General features: G+C 73.7%; 18 protein-coding genes. 11 read left to right on the top strand and 7 right to left on the bottom strand.

Annotation, left to right across the window (positions count from 1 at the left end; genetic code table 11):
* Positions 1-129 precede the first annotated feature (129 nt).
* Together ACWGIS_RS16890 and ACWGIS_RS16885 are read right to left on the bottom strand one after the other, a co-directional pair.
* Positions 130-933 carry an SDR family NAD(P)-dependent oxidoreductase gene (locus ACWGIS_RS16890; RefSeq protein WP_453363181.1) on the bottom strand — a complete coding sequence of 268 codons (804 nt, stop codon included), beginning with the start codon at positions 931-933 and terminating at the stop codon, positions 130-132.
* Positions 934-1,093: 160 nt separating this feature from the next.
* Positions 1,094-1,810 (bottom strand): ANTAR domain-containing protein, encoded by a 717-nt coding sequence (locus tag ACWGIS_RS16885; protein WP_453363180.1) that lies wholly within the window; start codon positions 1,808-1,810, stop codon positions 1,094-1,096.
* 457 nt (positions 1,811-2,267) lie between these two features.
* On the opposite strand from ACWGIS_RS16885, the gene ACWGIS_RS16880 reads away from it, so the two are divergent.
* Positions 2,268-2,801, top strand: coding sequence for a GNAT family N-acetyltransferase (locus ACWGIS_RS16880; RefSeq protein WP_453363179.1), 534 nt, complete (start codon positions 2,268-2,270; stop codon positions 2,799-2,801).
* Positions 2,802-2,840: 39 nt separating this feature from the next.
* On the opposite strand, the gene ACWGIS_RS16875 is transcribed toward ACWGIS_RS16880, so the two are convergent.
* Both ACWGIS_RS16875 and ACWGIS_RS16870 read right to left on the bottom strand, forming a co-directional pair.
* Positions 2,841-3,311: a hypothetical protein gene (locus ACWGIS_RS16875; protein WP_453363178.1), complete on the bottom strand. Its 471-nt coding sequence runs from the start codon at positions 3,309-3,311 to the stop codon at positions 2,841-2,843.
* 89 nt (positions 3,312-3,400) lie between these two features.
* Entirely contained in the window at positions 3,401-4,306 is a 906-nt protein-coding gene (locus ACWGIS_RS16870; protein ID WP_453363177.1) for a LysR family transcriptional regulator, read from the bottom strand.
* Positions 4,307-4,427: 121 nt separating this feature from the next.
* Between ACWGIS_RS16870 and ACWGIS_RS16865 the strand changes: the two genes are divergently transcribed.
* Complete coding sequence (locus ACWGIS_RS16865; protein ID WP_453363176.1) at positions 4,428-4,709, top strand: hypothetical protein; 282 nt, start codon at positions 4,428-4,430, stop codon at positions 4,707-4,709.
* A 36-nt stretch (positions 4,710-4,745) separates the two neighbouring features.
* On the opposite strand, the gene ACWGIS_RS16860 is transcribed toward ACWGIS_RS16865, so the two are convergent.
* On the bottom strand, positions 4,746-5,420 hold the full coding sequence (locus tag ACWGIS_RS16860) for a DUF6629 family protein (protein WP_453363175.1): 675 nt from the start codon (positions 5,418-5,420) through the stop codon (positions 4,746-4,748).
* Between the two features lie 206 nt (positions 5,421-5,626).
* On the opposite strand from ACWGIS_RS16860, the gene ACWGIS_RS16855 reads away from it, so the two are divergent.
* Entirely contained in the window at positions 5,627-5,842 is a 216-nt protein-coding gene (locus tag ACWGIS_RS16855) for a DUF4177 domain-containing protein (protein WP_453363174.1), read from the top strand.
* Between the two features lie 414 nt (positions 5,843-6,256).
* Here ACWGIS_RS16855 and ACWGIS_RS16850 read toward each other — a convergent pair whose 3' ends face one another.
* Entirely contained in the window at positions 6,257-7,135 is an 879-nt protein-coding gene (locus ACWGIS_RS16850) for an oxygenase MpaB family protein (protein WP_453363173.1), read from the bottom strand.
* 375 nt (positions 7,136-7,510) lie between these two features.
* Between ACWGIS_RS16850 and ACWGIS_RS16845 the strand changes: the two genes are divergently transcribed.
* Both ACWGIS_RS16845 and ACWGIS_RS16840 read left to right on the top strand, forming a co-directional pair.
* On the top strand, positions 7,511-8,725 hold the full coding sequence (locus ACWGIS_RS16845) for a phospholipase D-like domain-containing protein (RefSeq protein WP_453363172.1): 1,215 nt from the start codon (positions 7,511-7,513) through the stop codon (positions 8,723-8,725).
* Between the two features lie 236 nt (positions 8,726-8,961).
* Complete coding sequence (locus tag ACWGIS_RS16840) at positions 8,962-10,929, top strand: hypothetical protein (protein WP_453363171.1); 1,968 nt, start codon at positions 8,962-8,964, stop codon at positions 10,927-10,929.
* Positions 10,930-11,326: 397 nt separating this feature from the next.
* Here the strand turns inward: ACWGIS_RS16840 and ACWGIS_RS16835 are convergent, their stop codons facing one another.
* The gene (locus tag ACWGIS_RS16835; RefSeq protein WP_453363170.1) at positions 11,327-11,854 is read right to left on the bottom strand and encodes a hypothetical protein; all 528 of its coding nucleotides are present in this window, start codon (positions 11,852-11,854) and stop codon (positions 11,327-11,329) included.
* Positions 11,855-12,455: 601 nt separating this feature from the next.
* Here ACWGIS_RS16835 and ACWGIS_RS16830 point away from each other — a divergent pair.
* The 6 genes from ACWGIS_RS16830 (at position 12,456) to ACWGIS_RS16805 (ending at position 18,696) form a co-directional block, all read left to right on the top strand.
* The gene (locus ACWGIS_RS16830; RefSeq protein ID WP_453363169.1) at positions 12,456-12,911 is read left to right on the top strand and encodes a cyclic nucleotide-binding domain-containing protein; all 456 of its coding nucleotides are present in this window, start codon (positions 12,456-12,458) and stop codon (positions 12,909-12,911) included.
* 27 nt (positions 12,912-12,938) lie between these two features.
* Positions 12,939-13,751, top strand: coding sequence for an N-formylglutamate amidohydrolase (locus tag ACWGIS_RS16825; RefSeq protein WP_453363168.1), 813 nt, complete (start codon positions 12,939-12,941; stop codon positions 13,749-13,751).
* A gap of 102 nt (positions 13,752-13,853) precedes the next feature.
* A complete protein-coding gene (locus ACWGIS_RS16820; protein ID WP_453363167.1) occupies positions 13,854-15,101 on the top strand; it encodes a DUF4032 domain-containing protein in 1,248 nt (415 codons plus the stop codon).
* 99 nt (positions 15,102-15,200) lie between these two features.
* On the top strand, positions 15,201-16,895 hold the full coding sequence (locus tag ACWGIS_RS16815) for an FAD-dependent oxidoreductase (RefSeq protein ID WP_453363166.1): 1,695 nt from the start codon (positions 15,201-15,203) through the stop codon (positions 16,893-16,895).
* A complete protein-coding gene (locus ACWGIS_RS16810; RefSeq protein WP_453363165.1) occupies positions 16,892-18,349 on the top strand; it encodes an ATP-binding protein in 1,458 nt (485 codons plus the stop codon). Before ACWGIS_RS16815 ends, ACWGIS_RS16810 begins: the two co-directional genes overlap by 4 nt.
* The gene (locus tag ACWGIS_RS16805) at positions 18,346-18,696 is read left to right on the top strand and encodes a UBP-type zinc finger domain-containing protein (protein WP_453363164.1); all 351 of its coding nucleotides are present in this window, start codon (positions 18,346-18,348) and stop codon (positions 18,694-18,696) included. Before ACWGIS_RS16810 ends, ACWGIS_RS16805 begins: the two co-directional genes overlap by 4 nt.
* Positions 18,697-18,699 lie beyond the last annotated feature (3 nt).

Here is an 18,699-nt window from a genome sequence, read left to right as displayed (position 1 = left end):
CGGCTGGTCCCTTCCACAGCCGGCCGCGGAGCCGTGTCGTGCGAGGTCCGCCGTACGTAGGGCGAGGCCGTGTCGCGCCGGGCCGCCGTACGGCGACCGGCCCGCGCGGGCGGTGACGCCCGGGCGGTGTCAGTCGCGCCGCTCGCTCCCGGCCGTGTCCGGCTCCGCCATCTTCCGGTGGGCCACGGCCTTCAGCCGGTCCGGCACGATCCGGTTGGCGATGCCCTGGGCCTTCGTCCTGGCGGAACCCGTGACCAGCTTGTCCTTGCCGCGCATGACCGCGTCGAAGGCCTGGGCGGCGACCTGCGCCGGATCGTCCTTGTCCATCCGGCCGATCTTCGTGTCGTCCTCCATGCCCGCGCGCCGGAAGAAGTCGGTGTCGGTCGGTCCGGGCATGAACGACGTGACGTACACGCCGGTGTCCTTGAGCTCCTCCCGCAACGCCTGCGCGAAGGACTGCACGAAGGACTTCGTCGCGTTGTAGACCGGCTGGAAGGAGCCCGGTACGGCCGCGGCGACGGAGGACGTGAACAGCAGCCGCCCCTCGCCGTTCGCGATCATGTCGCGCACCAGGGGCTTGGTCAGCCGCACGGTGGAGGTGACGTTGAGGTCGATGACGGACTGGTCGTCGGCGAGATCGGTGTCCGCGAAGGCGCCGCCGAGTCCGACACCGGCGTTGAGCGCGGCCACGTCCACCATCCGGCCCGCGACCGTCCGGTACACCCGATCGACGCCGTCGTGGTGCCGCAGGTCGGCCCGTACGGTCTCCACCTCGCCGCCGAACTGCCTGAGCTGCTCGGCGGCCTCGGCGAGCCGGTCGTCCTCGGCGTTGATCACGAGCGAGAACCCGTTCAGGGCGAACTGCCTGGCCAGTTCGTAGCCGATGCCACTGGAGGCCCCGGTGACCAGGGCCAGCGGTTTCGTGTCGTTCATGGTGGAGGGGTACCCCGGCTGCCGGGTCCAACCGCGCCACACCCGCGAGGACGGCGGACAGGGCCGTCTGCGAGCGGCTCAGGACGAGCCCGTCCGTACGTGTCTCCGGCGTCCACCGGAGACACGTACGGACCTCGCCCGCGACGGCGGGACCCGCGTGTCAGCCCGCTTCGGGCAGCACCGGGCGCCGGGTCGTCAGGCTCTTCTGGAGCTGATGGCGGATGTCGCTGGCGAGATGCCCCGTGTGGGCCCACTCCACGATCAGCTCGGCGACGTGCCGCATCTTGATGTTGGTGTGCTGCGAGATCTCCCGTACGACGTGCCAGGCGTCCTCGGTGCGCACACCGGCCAGCGCCACGACGATCCCGATCGCCTGGTCGACGACGGCGTGCGAGGACACCGCCCGCTGCAGCTGTGCCAGCTCGCCGTGGAGCGACGTCAGCGGGCTGCCGGCGCCGGCGTCCTGGCCCGTGACGCCGGCCGCGTCCGCGAGCGACGCGCGGCTCGCGCAGGCGTGGACCGCCGCCCCCAGGGTGGCGAAGACCGGGATCGGAGCGAGGCCGAGGGCCAGCCGGAGCAGCGGGTCCACGTCCTGGCTCGGACCCGCCAGCAGCAGCCGCCCCTGGGTCGCCTCAAGGGTGTGCGCGCACTCCAGCAGCTCCCGGACCGCCGCGGACGACAGGGCGCGCACATGGGAGAGGTCGACGACGATCCCGGTGCCCGGACGCTCCCCCGCCCTCCGCACGGCGTCGAAGAGCGGATGGCCGGCGTGGCCGACGTCGCCGACCGGGCGCATCAGCCACGCCGAACGGCCGCTGCCCGCCTCGACGGGAAGTTTCTCGACCCATACCTGGGGCGCTGTCTCCGCGTGGTCCATCGCAAATGCCTTCCTCCGCCTGAAAAGCCTTCTGTCGATGCCGGTGCAGTCGCGAACGCGCCCCCTCCGCAGGTGGCGGAGGGGACGCGTACGCGAGGCGTGCCCTACTTCGTTGTATCTGCCATGCATGCGGCCGGGCGCGGAGAAGTGACGCTGGTTGCGAGAACAGGTGGGTCCGCTGGTCGGCAGCAACGCGGTCCGGTCCCGGACACCGCAGTCCCGCCGCGGGATGCGTGCGTCGTCGAGCAGTCCGCACTGACATCCACGCCGAGGGAATTGCAGGGTCGTCCGGGGCCGCTTCCTGACCGCTTTGGGTTCTTGCCCGTTTTGCCGTACGTCAATGCATGGTTCGCCCGCGACCGCTTCGCTCCGGCCGCCCCGTCGGCCGGGGAACGACCGTGCACGGCGACCGGCCCCAGGTCAGCCGTGACCTCGCACGTCGGGCAGGATGGACCGCATGACCGAGATCCGCACCCCCCGCCTCCTCCTCCGCCGCTGGACCGACGACGACCTCGCGCCCATGGCCGACATCAACGCGGACCCACAGGTGATGCGCTGGACCGGCGACGGCTCGGTCCTCGGCCTGGACGAGACGGCCGAGGAGATCGAGCGCTGGGAGGAGGAGTGGGACGAGGAGGGTTTCGGCGTCTTCGCCGTCGAACTGCTGGCCTCCGGTGAACTGGCCGGTTGCGTGGGCCTGTCGGTGCCCGAGTTCCTGCCCGAGGTGCTGCCCGCCGTGGCGATCCGCTGGCGGCTCGGCACCGCGTTCTGGGGGCAGGGGTACGCGTCCGAAGCCGCCCAGGCGACGCTGGAGTTCGCCTTGCAGGACCGGGGTCTGGACCGGGTCGTCAGCATCAGCCGCATGGGAGACGACGCCTCCGAGAACGTGATCCGCAAGCTCGGGATGACCGCGGACCGGGAAACCGAACACCCCTTGTACGGGCACGCGTTGGCGGTGCACGCGATCGACCTCACCGAGTACGAGGGGTGAACGGGCCGCGGCGGCGGTGACGTCGGGAGGGCGTCCGGCTCAGCTCCCGCCCGCGCCCTTCGCGCACGAGCGGCGGCGGATGCCCGCGAGGAGCCTGCGCATGCCCACCGCGTGCCCGCCGCTTGCGACGACGAGCGCCCGGTAGACGCGCCCGGACGGACCCGGGAAGACGGCCCGGGTCTCGGCCCGCAGCAGCGAGCGCCCCGGGCCGAGCGGTTCGAGGCGGAAGACCAGGGCGTACGACGAGAACCGGTGGCGCCCTTCGAGGACCAGTTCACGCCCCGGCTGCGCGGCGGCCACCCGGAACCCGGGGAAGGTCGATCCCTCGGCCAGGGGCCGCGGTCCGGACGCCGTGCGGTCGGCGCAGCCCACGAGTCTCGCGTAGGGGACCGCTCCACGGCGGGTGAAGGACGCGTCCAGCGTTTCGCCCAGCGCGCGCCAGACGTCCGCGGTGTCCGCCCCGACGACCGTGGCGTGCTCGTCGACGCGGGGCAACGAGAGCGTCGGCATCGGTCTGGCCCTTCGACGGTCCGGGGGCCCCGGGGAGCGGGGCAGCGGTTGTCCGCGCGTACCGGTGGTCTGCCCGGGCGGCGGTGCGTTCACGCCCCGGCGGCCGCGGCGATGTCGTGCAGGGTCCGCAGCGCAGCGGCGACCGCGGGCCGTTCCCGGCCGCCGCTGCGGGTGCAGGTCAGGAGCTTGCGGTGCGGGTCGCCGGTGCAGCTCACCCGGGTGAGGGGCAGCTGCGGGGCGAGGTGTGCCAGGCGCGGGATCAGGGCGACGCCCAGGCCGTGGGCGACGAGATGGGCGGTGACGTTCCAGTCGAGCGCGTGGTGCACGATGTCGGGCGTGAACCCGGCGGCGCCGCACGCGGACAGCACGTGCGGGCGGCACGGACTGTCCGGCACCGGCGCGATCCAGTCCTCCCGCGCGGCTTCCGCGAGGTCGATGTCCCGGCGGCCCGCGAGCGGGTGCGTCGCGGGGACGACCAGGTCGAACCGGTCGTCCATCAGCGGCTGCTGATCGAAGCGGGCGTCGCCGCGCGGCGGGTTGTACGGCGTCGACTCGACGACCGCGAGGTCGATCTCCCCTTCGAAGAGCAGGTCGAAGCTCTCCGGCGCCGCCGCCTCCCGGACCTCGATCCGCAGGCCCGGGTGGCGCTCGCGCAGTCGTGCCGCCGCCGGCGCGAGGAGCACCGCGACGGCCACGGGGAAGCCGCTCACCCGCAGCGGCCCCGCGGCCTCGTCGTGGTCGGCCCTGAGGTCCAGCTCGGCCTGCTCCCAGCGGGCCCGGATGGCGTCGGCGTGGGCCAGCAGCCGGTGCGCGGGCGGGGTCAGGCGCACCCCGCGCCCGTGCGGCCGCAGCAGCTCCACGCCCAGTTCGCGGGCGAGTTGACGGATCTGCTGCGACGCGGCGGAGGGCGTGACATGCAGGGCGCGGGCGGCGGCCGTCACGGTGCCGTAGTGGTCGACCGCCCGCAGGACGTGGAGTCGGCGCAGGTCAATCATGAAGGCAACGCTTCAAGGTGCCGTCCGGAAAGTCAACCTGGACGTGCAAGGAGCCGCGGTCCACGCTGGAGTTGTGCGACGCACTCCCGAACTCCCCCGCCTGCGACCAGAGGAGCTGACGATGACCGGCCGGAGCGGTACCACCGGAGGCTCGGGCAGCGGCCTGTGCCCGCACTGCGGATGGCCCGACGACGCCGAGCCGTTCCAGGTGCTGTCCCGGCACGGCACGGCGAACGGCCACACCGTGTGGGCCCGGTGCGGCTGCGGTTCGCTCCAGATGCGCACCGTCGACGCCTCGGGCACGCGTGTCGTCTCCCGCAGCCGTCCGGCGGCCGACGCGGACGGACGGTGCGAACCAGCCGCCGACAGCGCGGCACGCCGGGTCTCCCGCCGCCCCGCCTGACGCACTCTCACGGGCGGGCGGCCTGCACCGACGGGTTCACCTCCCGGCCTGCCTCCCCCGGGCGCGTGCCGCGTCAGGTCCGGCCCGGTTCACGGGCTCGGACTCCTGCCGTCCGCGGACCCAGAAGAGCAGGACGACCGAGCACACCGCCGCGAACGCGCACCACGTCGAGACGAACTCCAGCCGCCACAGCGCCCAGCAGACCAGGGCCCCCGCGGCGACCAGGATGCCGAGCACGGTCAGCCCGCGATCGCCCGAAAGCAGCAGGGAGCCGACGGTGGCCGCCAGGTAACCGGCGATCAGCAGCCGGGAGTGCGGGAGTTGGAGGACGTAGGCGAGGGTGTGCCCGCGGATCTCGGCGGTCACCGGACTCACGGCGAGCGCGTGCGCGAGCGCCGCCGCGGTCACGGCCCCGGCCGCCAGAGGGACCGTCAGGCGACGCCGGGCAGCCGCGGGCACGGCGCACACCACCCCCGCCGGCACCCACACCGCGAGCAGCGGCAGGGCGATGACGGCCCACGCCACGGTGGCCGGTCCCGATCCGCCACCGGCGTGCCAGACCACGGACTCGACGATCTGGTGCGCCCCGAGCAGCAACGGCAGAGCGGCCATCGGCAGCTCGCGGCGCCCGCGCGAGCGCACGACGCAGGCCACTCCGACGGCCGCGATCCCGGCGCCCGCCACGAGATCGGCCTTCGCACTCCAGCACATCGCGCCACCCCAAGGTCGACCGTCGTCGTGTGCCTCAGCCTTCGGCGCGGCCCAGGCTACGTCGCGCGGAGCGGGCGCCCCGGGTGACACGACGGCACCGGGCGGCCTCCTCGGGCGGGTCCGGGACGTCCCGCGTAGGCTCCGGGCATCTCCGATGACCGGCGGCCCGCCGGTCGTCGCGACCTACCCGCAGGAGGCCCTCCGCCATGAGCGATCCCTACATCCTCGAGTACAAGGTCGTCACCTTCCGGGAGTCGCTCATCGGGGACGCCCTCGACAGCGACAAGCTGGAGAAACTCCTGAACAAGCACGCCGGGGACGGCTGGGCGCTGAAAGCGATCACGTCCGCCGACGTCAAGGGACGGATGGGTCCCGGCGCCGTCGAGGGCCTGCTCCTCACCTTCGAACGCCCGCGCCGGTAGGGCCTGTTCGGCGGACGCGGCCGTCCTGTCGCAGCCGCCGCGCGGTCGTGGGCGGGACCGGGCCCGCCTCCCCCGCCCGCCGGGCGAACCGGCCGCCCGCGTCGCCGAGCCCTGCGCGCCGCCACCGCCGTCGGCGCGGGGCGGCGCCGTGGCGGGCGCGGTGCGCGGTCCGCCCGGGGGGCCGGCATCCCACCACGGCCTGCTCGCGTGCGTACCCGCCGGACTGGTCACCGCCGGTCTTTTCGGCCGGAGGGGTCGTGGCGCGAGTCGTACGCCGTGGCGCGGATGCCGGAATCCGGGAGAGCCTTCGTACCGGACTCCTGAGAGTGATCCGTCGCCGGAGCGGTTCCGGATTGGCCCCGGCGCGGAGGAATCCGGGCCGGCCGGTCACCGGGGTCCTCGGGATCAGCGGGCTCAGTTCCGCCGGGACGACGACGGGGGCGTCATCGCCCAGCGGATCGTCGTGACCAGCGCGCGGCCGACCGGGGGGACCACGACGCCCTCCAGGACCGGCACCCGCGGCAGCCGCAGCGGGCCGCGGGCCCAGGACGGGAGATCGGCCACCGCCGTCGCCGCGAGGACGCCGTACGCGGGCCGGGCCGCCAGGGGCAGCGGCGGGCGGAAGAGGATGAAGCGCGCCGCCGACCGGGCCTGCGGCGTGGCCCGCAGCTCGCCTCGGTAGGAGTCGAGGACCTCGGCCAGTTCCGCCCGGCTGCGGGGCGGATCCACCACGCCGAGGGCCTCCGCCACCCGCGCCGTGTCGGCCACGTACCCGTCGCACCCGGCGGCGTCCAGCGGGTGGGCCCCGTAACGCTGGTGGGCGTCGAGGAAGCTGTCGGTCTCTGCGGCGTGCACCCAGCCCAGCAGGTGCGGGTCCGCGGCGTGGTACGGCTCGCCGAGGTCCGTCCTGCCCCGCACCTTCAGATGAATGCCGCGGACGTGGTCGACGGCCCGCTGGGCGTCCTCGGCGGTGCCGAAGGTGGTGACGGCGAGGAACGTACTGGTGCGCTGGAGCCGCCCCCACGGGTCGCCCTGGTAACCGGAGTGGGCGGCCACCGCGGCCATCGCCAGCGGGTGCAGCGACTGCAGGAGCAGCGCGCGCAGCCCTCCGACGAACATCGAGGCGTCCCCGTGGACCGTGCGGATGGGACGGTCCGGGCCGAACCACCGCTCCCCCGGTGTGTCGTGGATCCGGGCCCGGTTGGCGGGACCCTCGGGCCCCGCGACCCGGCTGAACAGCTCGGCGCCGAGCCGCTCGCGCAGCCCGGAGACCGCGGATGCGTACGTGTCCATGGCCCCAGTGTCCCGCAGGCCCCCCGCCGCCCGGCAGGCCCCGGAAGCCCCGCGCCCACGGGTCCCGGAGGCCGGGAGAAGCCGCCGGAGTACGCCACCGGATCGGGGGCACGAGAGTGTGTGCCACCGACGGGCTCCCCCCGGTCCCGTCGGTGGCGATGCTCCCGCGCGGGGCGAAGGGGACGGGTCACCCCGGCGCCCGCGCGGTCGAGCGGAGGGGTACGGCCGCGTCATGGGAGACACAGGGCGGGCGCGGCCGCCCCTCCCGACGTGATCCCGCCGGGCAGACGAGCGGTCCCGCGGCGTGCCCGCGGGACCGGCCGAGGGTCCGGCCCGGGCCGTCGGCGCACAGGGAACGAACACAGGAGACGGCGAATGAGTGACGCGACTGCGCTGGAAGTCCAGCACGAGGACACGGCGACCGGGGGTGACGCGGACGTCCGCAAGCAGCGGCTGCGAAGACGGCTGGAACGGCTGATCGGTATCGCCGCGACCGAGGGCAACGAACTGCTCCCGCTGCGCAACGGCGACGAGATCTTCCCGGCCATGCTGGACGCGGTCCGTTCCGCCCGGCACACCGTCGACATGATGACGTTCGTCTACTGGCGCGGGCAGATAGCCCGCGACTTCGCGGCGGCGCTGGCCGACCGGGCCCGCGCGGGCCTGCGCGTGCGGCTGCTGCTCGACGGCTTCGGGGCGAAGAAGATCGAGGGCGAGCTGCTGGAGTCCATGAGCTCCGCCGGCGTGCAGATCGCCTGGTTCCGCAAGCCGTTGTGGCTCTACCCCTTCAAGCAGAACCACCGCTGCCACCGCAAGGCTCTGATCGTCGACGAGCACACGGCGTTCACCGGCGGTGTCGGCATCGCCGAGGAATGGTGCGGGGACGCCCGCGACCCCTCCGAGTGGCGCGACACCCATGTCCGGCTCCGCGGACCGGCGGTCGACGGCGTCGCCGCCGCCTTCGCCCAGAACTGGGCGGAGTGCCACGACGAGCTGTTCGACGAGCGGGACCGCTTCACCCAGCACGGCCAGCCGGGAGACGCGACCGTGCAGGTGGTGCGGGGCTCGGCCGGATTCGGCTGGCAGGACATGCAGACCCTGATCCGGGTCGTGCTCACCTCCGCGGAGGAGCGGGTACGCCTGTCCACCGCCTACTTCGCCCCGGACGACTACTTCGCGGAGCTGCTCGCCGCGACCGCCCGCCGCGGGGTGCGGGTGGAGATCCTGCTGCCGGGTCCGCACACCGACCAGCGGGCCTGCCGTCTGGCGGGGCAGCACCATTACGAGAACCTGCTGGCGGCCGGGGTCGAGATCAGCCAGTACCAGCCGACCATGCTCCACACCAAGATCATCACGGTGGACGGGGTCGCCTCCCTGATCGGCTCGACCAACTTCAACCGCCGGTCCATGGAGCACGACGAGGAGGTCATGCTGGCCGTGCTCGACGAGGGGTTCACCGCGGCACTCGACGAGGACTTCGAGAAGGACCGGGAACGCGCCGAGACCGTCGACCCGGCCCGCTGGAAGCACCGCCCGCTCCGTCAGCGCCTCAAGGAGACCGCCGTCCTGCCGATACGACGGTTCCTCTAGGCGTGCCGACCGGATGACCGGACGGGCCGCACGGACGGACGGGCCGCATGACCCGACGGGCCGCATGACCCGACGGGCCGCACGGACGGACGGGCCCAATGACCCGACCGGCGGGGGCTTGCGGGTCCGGGTGCTGTGACCATCCCAAGATTCACTCGTTTGAAGCAGCGCAGTGACCTGTATCCGATGCGGAAGGCACGCGCTCCATGCACAGCCCCCGGCAACGACCTCCCGTCATGGGCACCCGGACCGCCCTCGTCCGGGCCGAGTCCGCATTGCTCGGCCAGTACGGCGACCTGACCCGGCTGGCCTACCTCACGCTGCCCGTCACCCTCGGCCGGCACCGCCGCGTCCTCCTCGCGCACGGCATCGTGCAGCGGGCCCTGCCCGGAGTGCGCGGCCGGCTCCCGGCGCCGCGCAGACCGGACGCGGGTGACGACGGAGCCGGAGCGCCGGTGCCGGAGACCCGCCGGCTGCGCCAGCACGTGGTGCGGGCCGCGCTGGCCAGGGAGCGGCGACCGCGCGGCTGGCCCGGCGCGCTGCCGCCGCCGGGCCTGCTCCTGCCCCGGCTGCCGCTGGTGTGGGGGCTGCGGCTGTCCCCCGCGGCGGGCGGAGCGGAGGACATGGCTCTCGGCCGGCTGCTGGCGGCGGCACCGGCCGAGGCCCGTGCCGCCTTCCTGCTGCTCCGCCTGGACGGGCTGCCCGTCGCGGAGGTCCGCGAGGTTCTCGCCGGCGCCGGAGTCCGGGACCCCGAAGGCGCCCTGCGTGCCGCCGACGGTCTCGGCGCGGCCGCCGGGGAGCAGGCGGAGCGGCTGCGGCGCTCCCGCGAGTTCGACGCCTGCTTCGTACAGGCGCGCCCCACGGACCTGCTGAGGCGGCGGCGCCGCCTGTGGTGCGTGTGGGGGGCGCTGGCCGCGCTGCTGGGCGTCCTCGCCGTGTGGGCCCTCCCCGGTCCCGGTCACGACCCCTCCCCCGCTGGAGCAGGCACGGACGCGCGGGCGGGCGCCCCGGTGCCGGACCCCCGGCAGTTGACGCGCACTCCGGCGGACGTCTGGGCCGACACCGCGCGGGTCGACTTCACGGCGTGGCCCGCTCGCGGCGACCGCGTCGACGACGCCGGGCTCCTGTCACGGGCCCTCGCCGTCTGGGCCCGCCCACCGCGGAACGTCCGCACCGGTGTCGCTCCTGGCACCCGGGCCGAACCGCCCTCGCGGTCACCGCAGCTCCTGTACGCCGGTGACGTGGAGGGCCGGGCCGTCGTCCTGTTCCACGACGCCCAGCGGATCGTGCGCTACACCGAGCCGCTCACGTCCGGCAGGCCCACGCTCGCCATCGCCCGCGCCGACGACGCCGACGTCACCACGGCCGCCGCGGTGGTCGTCGCGCGCGGCCGGGGCACGGTGCGGTTCCTGACCGCGCCCTGGATCGCCGGGGCGGAGACCAGGGACCTGCTGCGCCCCGGCTCGCCCGCCCGGCGGCTGCGCGTCGCCCCGGACGGCGTCACCGGCACGGTTCCGGCCGCCGCCGCTCGGACGGCCTGCGACACCCTGCCGGTGCTGCAGCTGCGTTCCTCGGCGCGGATCGTCGAGAAGCACGCCTTCCTGCTCAGTGACCTCGGCGGTCTCTCGCCGGCGCACCTCACCTACACACCGCTGCCCGGCGGCGGCACCGGAGCCCCGCCGAGCCGCCAGCCGCGGGAGGCGACCGGCGGTCCGGCGCAGGTGGCATGGGCGCGGCTCGGGTGCGGTCTGCGCGAGGTGCGCGGGAGCGGCGTCCGCGCGGTGAACGCCTGGGACTTCGCCGCTCAGGACCTGCCCGAGGACGGCGGGCGTTCGGTGTGGTCCTGCGTGCGTGCCTCGACCTGGCGCGGACCGGGCGACGTCGTGGTGCGGTGGCGTACCCCGGACGCCTCGGCGTCCGCCCCGGCCCGGGTGGTCGCGCGGGTCCGTTCGACGGCGGCGTGCAGCCGCTTCGGCCAGCATGTGGTGGCGAGCACACGCTGGCGGGCCGGCTCCGGGCGCTGGTACGTGCTCGCGGCCGGCAGCCGCGCGGTCACCCGGATCGAGGTCGCGGGAGACGTCACGGAGTCCCGGCCCGGCCGTACCCTCGCCGTCCGCACCCCGGGGAAGTCCCGCACCCGCGTGACGGTGAGCGCGGTGCTGACGAACGGGGACACGCTGAAGGAGATCGGCCGGGACGACTGAGGCCCGGGAACCACGGACGACCGGGCGAGCCACGGGCGCCGCCGAGCCCGGGTCCTGCCACGGGCCGACGGGCGCCGCCGGGCCGGGTGCTGCCACGGGCGGACGGGCTTCGACGGGCTGGGGGGCGACGGGCGCGCGGAGCCGTCGGCCTCGTGGTGAGCGGCGGGACCGGCGGATCGGCTCGACCGGCTCACTCGACGCCGGGCCCGGCCACCGACCAACGGCTCACGACCGGCGCGCGAAGCCGTCAGCCCCCTGGCGGGCGGCGGGTCCGGCGGATCGGCCCGGCGGGCTGACTCGACGCCGGGCCCGGCGTACGGACTGGCGGGCGTCGACCGGCGCGCGAATCCGTCAGCCCTCTGGCGGGCGGCGGGACCGGCGGAGTGGCCCGACCGGGTCACTCGACGCCGGGGCCCGCTTCCTCCCTCAGGTAGTTGCTCACCTGGCATGCGAGGCTCTCCTCGACGGCGCCCGTGCGGACGCCGGTGTCGACCGGGTCCTCGGGCAGTCCGACACCGCCGGCCCACAGGTAGCGGTCGGTCCACTCCTCGTCGACCTTGAGCTGCACCTGGACGTCGACCCGGGTCAGGTCGGCGTCCTTGCCTGCGGCGTAGGCGACGGCGGTGACCCGGCGCAACGGGTAGACGTCGAAGCCCTCGATGAACTGCGAGTTCCGCCAGTCGAGGAGCGCGCTCTCGCCGTCGGCGCCGAGGCGGACGTCGATCTGGCCGTCCTCCAGGTGGATGCCGAAGTGCTCGCCGGAGCGGTTCTCGACGGTGACCCGGAATCTGAAGTAGGTGAGACCCTCAGCGGCGTCGTCGCGACCGCGCGGGGGCTCGGCCTTCTCCAAGCCGTGGACGCGGACACGCAGGCCGGCATGCTCGTCGCACTCCTGCCAGTCTCCGACCACATTCGGCTCGTACACGATCCACCTCTCGACCTTCGAAGCTGCTTCTTATCCATGTGCTCAACGAAGTGTCAAATGCGTGGAACCGGCCGTGGCCAGGGAATTCTCCCGGCTTGATCGTCGATCAAGCCGTGCGCAGCGGGAATGATTTCCCGGGCCGTGACGGCGGCGTCCCGGTGCGTGCTGCACATCACGCCCGGCGGCGGGCGGGCCGCGCGGGCTCAGCCGCGCCGCCCGGGGCCCGCATCCGCTCGTCGAGCGGGCCCGGACCGACGTCGGGGCGGCGTGCGCCGACGGTCCGGGGCTGCCGGAGTCCGTAGGGGCGCGAGGGCACCGCTGTGGCGGCGCGGGGTATCGCTGCGGAGGCGCGGGGGCATGGCTGTGGAGGCGCGGGGCCGGTTTCCCGCCCGGGCCCACGGGCGTCACGGAGCGCGGCGCCCGGGCCGTGATCCGGGCCCCCGGAGGCCGGTGGACACGGGAATTCCGCCTCCGGCGCGACGGAACGCCTGGAGTCCGCTCCAATGGAGGGTGACGGAAGACAACCGGTACGAGATGCGCCGCATCCCGTCACAGGTCCGGGGCCGTTCTGCTTCCCCGGGGCGGCGCGACGGAGGTCCGTATGCCCACTGCTCTCCGGCTGCTGCACGCACTCTCCGCCGACCATCGTGAACGCCTGATGGGCGTGGCCCGCGAGGTCTCGTTCCCCGCCGACGGAATGATCTTCGAAGCCGGGGGGACCGCGGACCGCTTCTGGGTGATCCGCTCCGGGACGGTCTCCCTCTACCAGCAGGTCGTCGCTGACCGGCGCATCTCGGTCGCGACGCTGGGGCCGAGCGATCTGCTCGGCTGGTCCTGGCTGTTCCCGCCGCACCGGTGGGACTTCGGCGCCGAGGCGTTCAGCCCGGTGCGCGCCTACGAGTTCCGGGCGGACGATGTGCTCGCCCTGTGCGCGAACGACCCGGCCCTCGAACTCTCCCTGACCCGCACGATCGCCGCCATCCTGGCCCACCGGCTGGAGACGACCAGGCAGGCGCTGATCGAGCACTACGCCCGCCACGGGGGTGTGGTGCGGTGACGCGGGGGCGGTCGCGACAATCGCCCCATGGACAACGCCTCCGCCTCCGGCCCCGGATCCTTCGCACTCCTCCCCGGGAGCGCGGACTCGCCCGTCCTCCTGCACGTGCCGCACTCCGCGCGGGCGATACCGGCCGACGTTCGTGAGGGCATCCTGCTCGACGACGCCGCACTGGAGCGGGAACTCGACCACATCACGGACGCGCACACCGCCGAACTGGCCGCGCTCACCGCGGAGTACGCGGGGCTCACCCCCTGGCGCCTCGTCAACCGGCTGTCCCGCCTCGTGGTCGACCCCGAGCGCTTCCCCGACGAGCGGGAGGAGATGAGGGCCGTCGGCATGGGCGCGGTCTACACCCGCACCACGGGGCGCGCGCCGCTGCGCCCCGACGACTTCGGCCCCGAGCCGCTGATCGAGCGCTACTTCGAGCCGTACGCGCGGGCCATGACGGAGGCGGTGGCCGACCGGCTGGCCGCCGCCGGACGCGCGGTGATCATCGACGTGCACTCCTACCCGACGTCCCGGCTGCCCTACGAGCTGCACGGCGACGGTCCCAGGCCGCCGGTGTGCCTGGGCACCGACTCCTTCCACACGCCGCCCGGACTTCTCGCCGCGGCGCGCACGGCCTTCGCCGGACTCGGCGGTACGGGTACGGACAGCCCGTTCTCCGGTGCCTACGTGCCGCTGCGGTTCCACGGCACGGAGCCGCGCGTCCAGGCCCTCATGGTCGAGATCCGGCGGGACACGTACATGCGCGAACCGGGCGGTCCGGCCGGTCCCGGGCTGCCCCGCCTGGCCTCGGCCCTGGCGGACCTGGTCGACGCCGTGTCCGGCGGCTGAACGGCCGCCCACCCTGCGGGCACCCGGTTGACGAAACCCGCGCGTGGATGCGGAGATGCTCCTGCGGCGAGACGTCGACCTTGAGGTGAGGGCAGCACACCGATGGCTTTGCAGATCAGCGCCACCAACCCGGAGCACCCCGCGCTCCTGCTCGAACTGCCCTGGCAGCTGCCGCTGGAGGAATGGCCCGAGCACCACCTGGTGCCGCTGCCGCGGGGCATCTCGCGGCACGTGGTGCGGTACGCGCGCGCCGGGACCGAGGTGGTGGCCGTCAAGGAACTCGCGGAGCGGCCCGCGCTGCGCGAGTACGAACTGCTGCGCAGCCTCGACCGGCTCGGCATCCCGTCGGTGGACCCGCTCGCCGTCGTCACGGGCCGGGTCGGGGCCGAGGGCCCGCTCGAACCGGTCCTCATCACCCGGCACCTGGGCGGCTCGATGCCGTACCGCTCGATGTTCGAGACGACGATGCGCCCGGCGACCATGCACCGGCTGATGGACGCGCTCGCCGTGCTGCTGGTCCGGCTGCACCTCTCCGGGTTCGCCTGGGGCGACTGCTCGCTGTCCAACACGCTGTTCCGGCGGGACGCGGGCGCCTACGCCGCGTACCTGGTCGACGCCGAGACCGGGGAGCTGCACGCGAGACTCAGCGAGGGCCAGCGCGAGTACGACCTCGACCTGGCCCGGGTGAACATCAGCGGGGAGCTGCTGGACCTGGAGGCGGCCGGGGCGCTGCACCCCTCCGTGGACCCGATCGACTTCGGCAAGGAGATCTGCGCGCGCTACCAGGGACTCTGGCAGGAGCTGACCCGCACCTCCGTGTACCCGGCCGGCAAGCACCATTACATCGACCGCCGGATCAGGCGGCTGAACGACCTGGGCTTCGACGTCGCGGAGATGCAGATCGCCCACTCCTCCAACGGCGACACCGTCACCTTCGTCCCGAAGGTCGTCGACGCCGGGCACCACCAGCGGCAGCTCCTGCGGCTGACCGGGCTCGACGCGGAGGAGAACCAGGCCCGCCGGCTGCTGAACGACCTGGAGAGCTGGATGGCCACCCAGGAGGACTACGCGCCCGGCGATCCGCTCGCCGCCCGTCCCGAGGTCCTCGCCCACCGCTGGGTGCGGGAGGTCTTCCGGCCGACCGTGCGGGCCGTGCCGCGGGACCTGCGGGGCTCCATGGACGCGGCGGAGCTCTACCACGAGCTGCTGGAGCACCGCTGGTACCTGTCGGAGCACGCGCAGCACGACATAGGCCTGGACACGGCCGTGGAGGACTTCGTGGCGAACATCCTGCCCGGGGTGCGCAAGGAGCTGCCGCCGCCTGCCGAGGACTCCGCGCCGCCCGCCTGAGCTCCGGTGTTCCGGGGGCGCCTCGCGGTTCGGGGGCGAAGGTGAGCGTTCAAACATACGATTGATCCCGTACACGGACCTGCTCGGGGTGGGAGACCTATGGCACAGGCCACCGGATCGGCACAGGCGACCGGATCGGCGAGGACCGTCATCCTGACCGTGGACGACGATCCCGGAGTCTCGCGCGCCGTGGCCCGCGATCTCAGGCGCCGCTACGGGCAGACCCACCGGATCGTGCGGGCGGAGTCCGGCGAGGCGGCCATGGAGGCGCTGCGGGAGCTGAAGCTGCGCGGCGACCAGGTGGCGGTGATCCTGGCCGACTACCGGATGCCGCAGATGAACGGCATCGAGTTCCTCGAGCAGGCCATCGACGTCTACCCCGGCGCGCGGCGGGTGCTGCTGACCGCCTACGCCGACACGAACGCGGCGATCGACGCGATCAACGTGATCGATCTGGACCACTACCTGCTCAAGCCCTGGGACCCGCCCGAGGAGAAGCTGTACCCGGTGCTGGACGACCTGCTGGACGCCTGGCGGGCCAGCGACCACCGGCCCGTGGCGGTGTGCAAGGTGGTCGGGCATCGCTGGTCGGCGCGCTCGTCGGGGGTCCGGGAGTTCCTGGCCCGCAACCAGGTGCCGTACCGCTGGTACTCGTCCGACACGCCGGAGGGCCGGCGGCTGCTGTCCGCCGCCGGTGCGGACGGGCAGCGCCTCCCGCTGGTGATCACCCCGGACGGCACCCCGCTCGTCGAGCCCGAGGACCCCGCTCTCGCGGCACAGGTCGGGCTCGCCACGACGCCGACGGCGGAGTTCTACGACCTGGTCGTCATCGGGGGCGGCCCGGCCGGTCTCGGCGCCGCGGTCTACGGGGCCTCCGAGGGGCTGCGGACGGTCCTGGTGGAGCGGTCGGCCACCGGCGGGCAGGCGGGCCAGAGCTCGCGCATCGAGAACTACCTCGGCTTCCCCGACGGGGTGTCCGGCGCGCAGCTGACGGACCGCGCGCGCCGCCAGGCCGCCAAGTTCGGCGCCGAGATCCTGACCGCGCGGGAGGTGACGGGCCTGGAGGTCACCGGGGCCTCGCGCACCGTCCGGTTCTCCGACGGGTCGGCGATCGCCGCGCACAGCGTGATCCTGGCGACCGGCGTGTCGTACCGGCAGCTCGACGCGCCCGGCATCGCGGACCTGACCGGCTGCGGGGTGTTCTACGGCTCGGCGCTCACGGAGGCGGCCTCGTGCCAGGGCCACGACGTCTACATCGTCGGCGGCGCCAACTCCGCCGGGCAGGCCGCCATGTACCTGGCGCGGGGCGCCAAGTCGGTCACCATCCTGGTGCGCGGCTCGTCGCTGGCCGCGTCGATGTCGTACTACCTGATCCAGCAGATCGAGGAGGCGCCCAACATCAGCGTCCGCACCGGCACGGTCGTCGAGGCCGCGCACGGCTCGGACCACCTGGAGCAGCTCACCCTGCGGGACGTGGCGAGCGGGCACACCGAACTCGTCGACGCGCAGTGGATGTTCGTGTTCATCGGCGCGGCACCGCTCACCGGCTGGCTGGACGGGACGGTGCTGCGCGATCCGCGCGGGTTCATCATGACCGGCCCCGACATGACCGCGGACGGGCAGCCGCCGGCGGGCTGGGAACTGGACCGGCCGCCGTACCACCTGGAGACCAACGTGCCCGGTGTCTTCGTGGCGGGCGACGCGCGGGCGGAGTCCGCGAAACGGGTCGCGTCCGCGGTCGGAGAGGGAGCCATGGCCGTCATGCTCGTCCACCGCTACCTGGAGCAGTCGTGAGCGGGCGGCCGGAGCCGTGCAGCGTCGCCGAGCTGAGCACGCTGTTCCTCTTCGAGAAGCTCGACGGCGACCAGCTGGACCGGCTGTGCCGGGAGGGCCGGGTGGAGGCGTTCGAGCCCGGTCCGGTCTACACCGAGGGCGAGCAGGCGACCTGCTTCTTCGTGCTCCTCGAAGGCACGGTGGTGCTGTCGCGGCGGGTCGGCGACGACGACGTGGAGATCAGCCGCAGCTCCAGCCGCGGCGTGTACTCCGGTGCCATGCAGGCGTATCTGGGCGACCGGGTGCGGCCGGTGTACAACAGCTCGATGCGGGTCACCGAGCCGTCGCGGTTCTTCGTCCTGCCGGCCGAGACGTTCGCGGCGATCATGCAGGACTGGTTCCCGATGGCCGTGCACCTGCTGGAGGGGCTCTTCTTCGGTTCGAAGAACACCCAGCAGGCGATCGGGCAGCGTGAGCGCCTGCTGGCCCTCGGCTCGCTGTCGGCGGGCCTGACCCACGAGCTGAACAACCCCGCCGCCGCGGCGGTGCGGGCCACCTCGACCCTGCGGGAGCGGGTGGCCAAGATGCGCCACAAACTGGGCATCATCGCCACGGGGCCGTTCTCGCGCGAGGCGCTGGCGGATCTCATCGAGATCCAGGAGCGCACCGCGGAGCGGGTCGCCAAGGCCCCGGTCCTCAGCCCCCTGGAGGCGTCCGACCGCGAGGACGCCCTCGGCGACTGGCTCGACGACCACGGCATCGCCGAGGGGTGGCAGCTCGCGCCCAGCTTCGTGCAGGCCGGCCTCGACGTCGACTGGCTCGACCAGGTGGCGGCGGCCGTGGCCCCGGAGATCCTCCCTGGGGCCGTCGGCTGGCTCAACTACACCGTGGAGACCGAGCTCCTGATGAACGAGATCGAGGACTCGACGGCCCGGATCTCGCATCTCGTGAACGCGGCGAAGCAGTACTCCCAGCTCGACCGCGCCCCGTACCAGGTCTGCGACGTGCACGAACTGCTCGACAGCACCCTGCTGATGCTCTCCGGCAAGTTCGGCCCCCGCATCACCGTCGTCAAGGAGTACGACCGCACCCTCCCGAAGATCCCGGCCTACCCCGGTGAGCTGAACCAGGTGTGGACGAACCTCGTCGACAACGCGGTGTCGGCGATGAACGGCACCGAGGGGGACGGCACGCTGACCGTGCGGACCGCGCTGGACCGGGACCGCCTCCTGGTGGAGTTCCGGGACACGGGGCCCGGGGTGCCGGACGAGATCCGCGACCGCATCTTCGACCCCTTCTTCACCACCAAGCCGGTGGGCGAGGGCACCGGACTGGGCCTGGACATCTCGTGGCGGATCGTCGTCAACAAGCATCACGGCCACATCGAGGTGCGGTCCGTGCCGGGCGACACCCGCTTCCAGGTCCGCCTGCCCCTGACCGCCGCGGAACCCGAGACATCCGAGGAGACTTCATGACCCTGCCCGACGGAATCGACCCGGGCGTGGCGCCGAGCGGTACCGGGTGCGTCGAGTGCGACGCCGCCGGCGGCTGGTGGCTCCATCTGCGGCGCTGCGCCCAGTGCGGCCACATCGGCTGCTGCGACGACTCGCCCTCGAAGCACGCCACCGCCCACGCGCAAGAGAGCGGACACCCCGTCATCCGCAGTTTCGAGCCGGGCGAGAACTGGTTCTGGAGCTTCGACACCTCCGAGCTGTACGAGACGGGTCCCGACCTGGCTCCCCCGGTCAGCCGTCCCGCCGAGCAGCCGGTGCCCGGGCCGGCCGGACGGGTCCCGGCCAACTGGGCGGACACCCTGCGCTGAGGG

The organism is Streptomyces sp. NPDC054842, assembly GCF_053611025.1.
The sequence above is the reverse complement of the archived record's forward strand: the minus strand, read 5'-3'. Positions and strand labels throughout refer to the sequence as shown.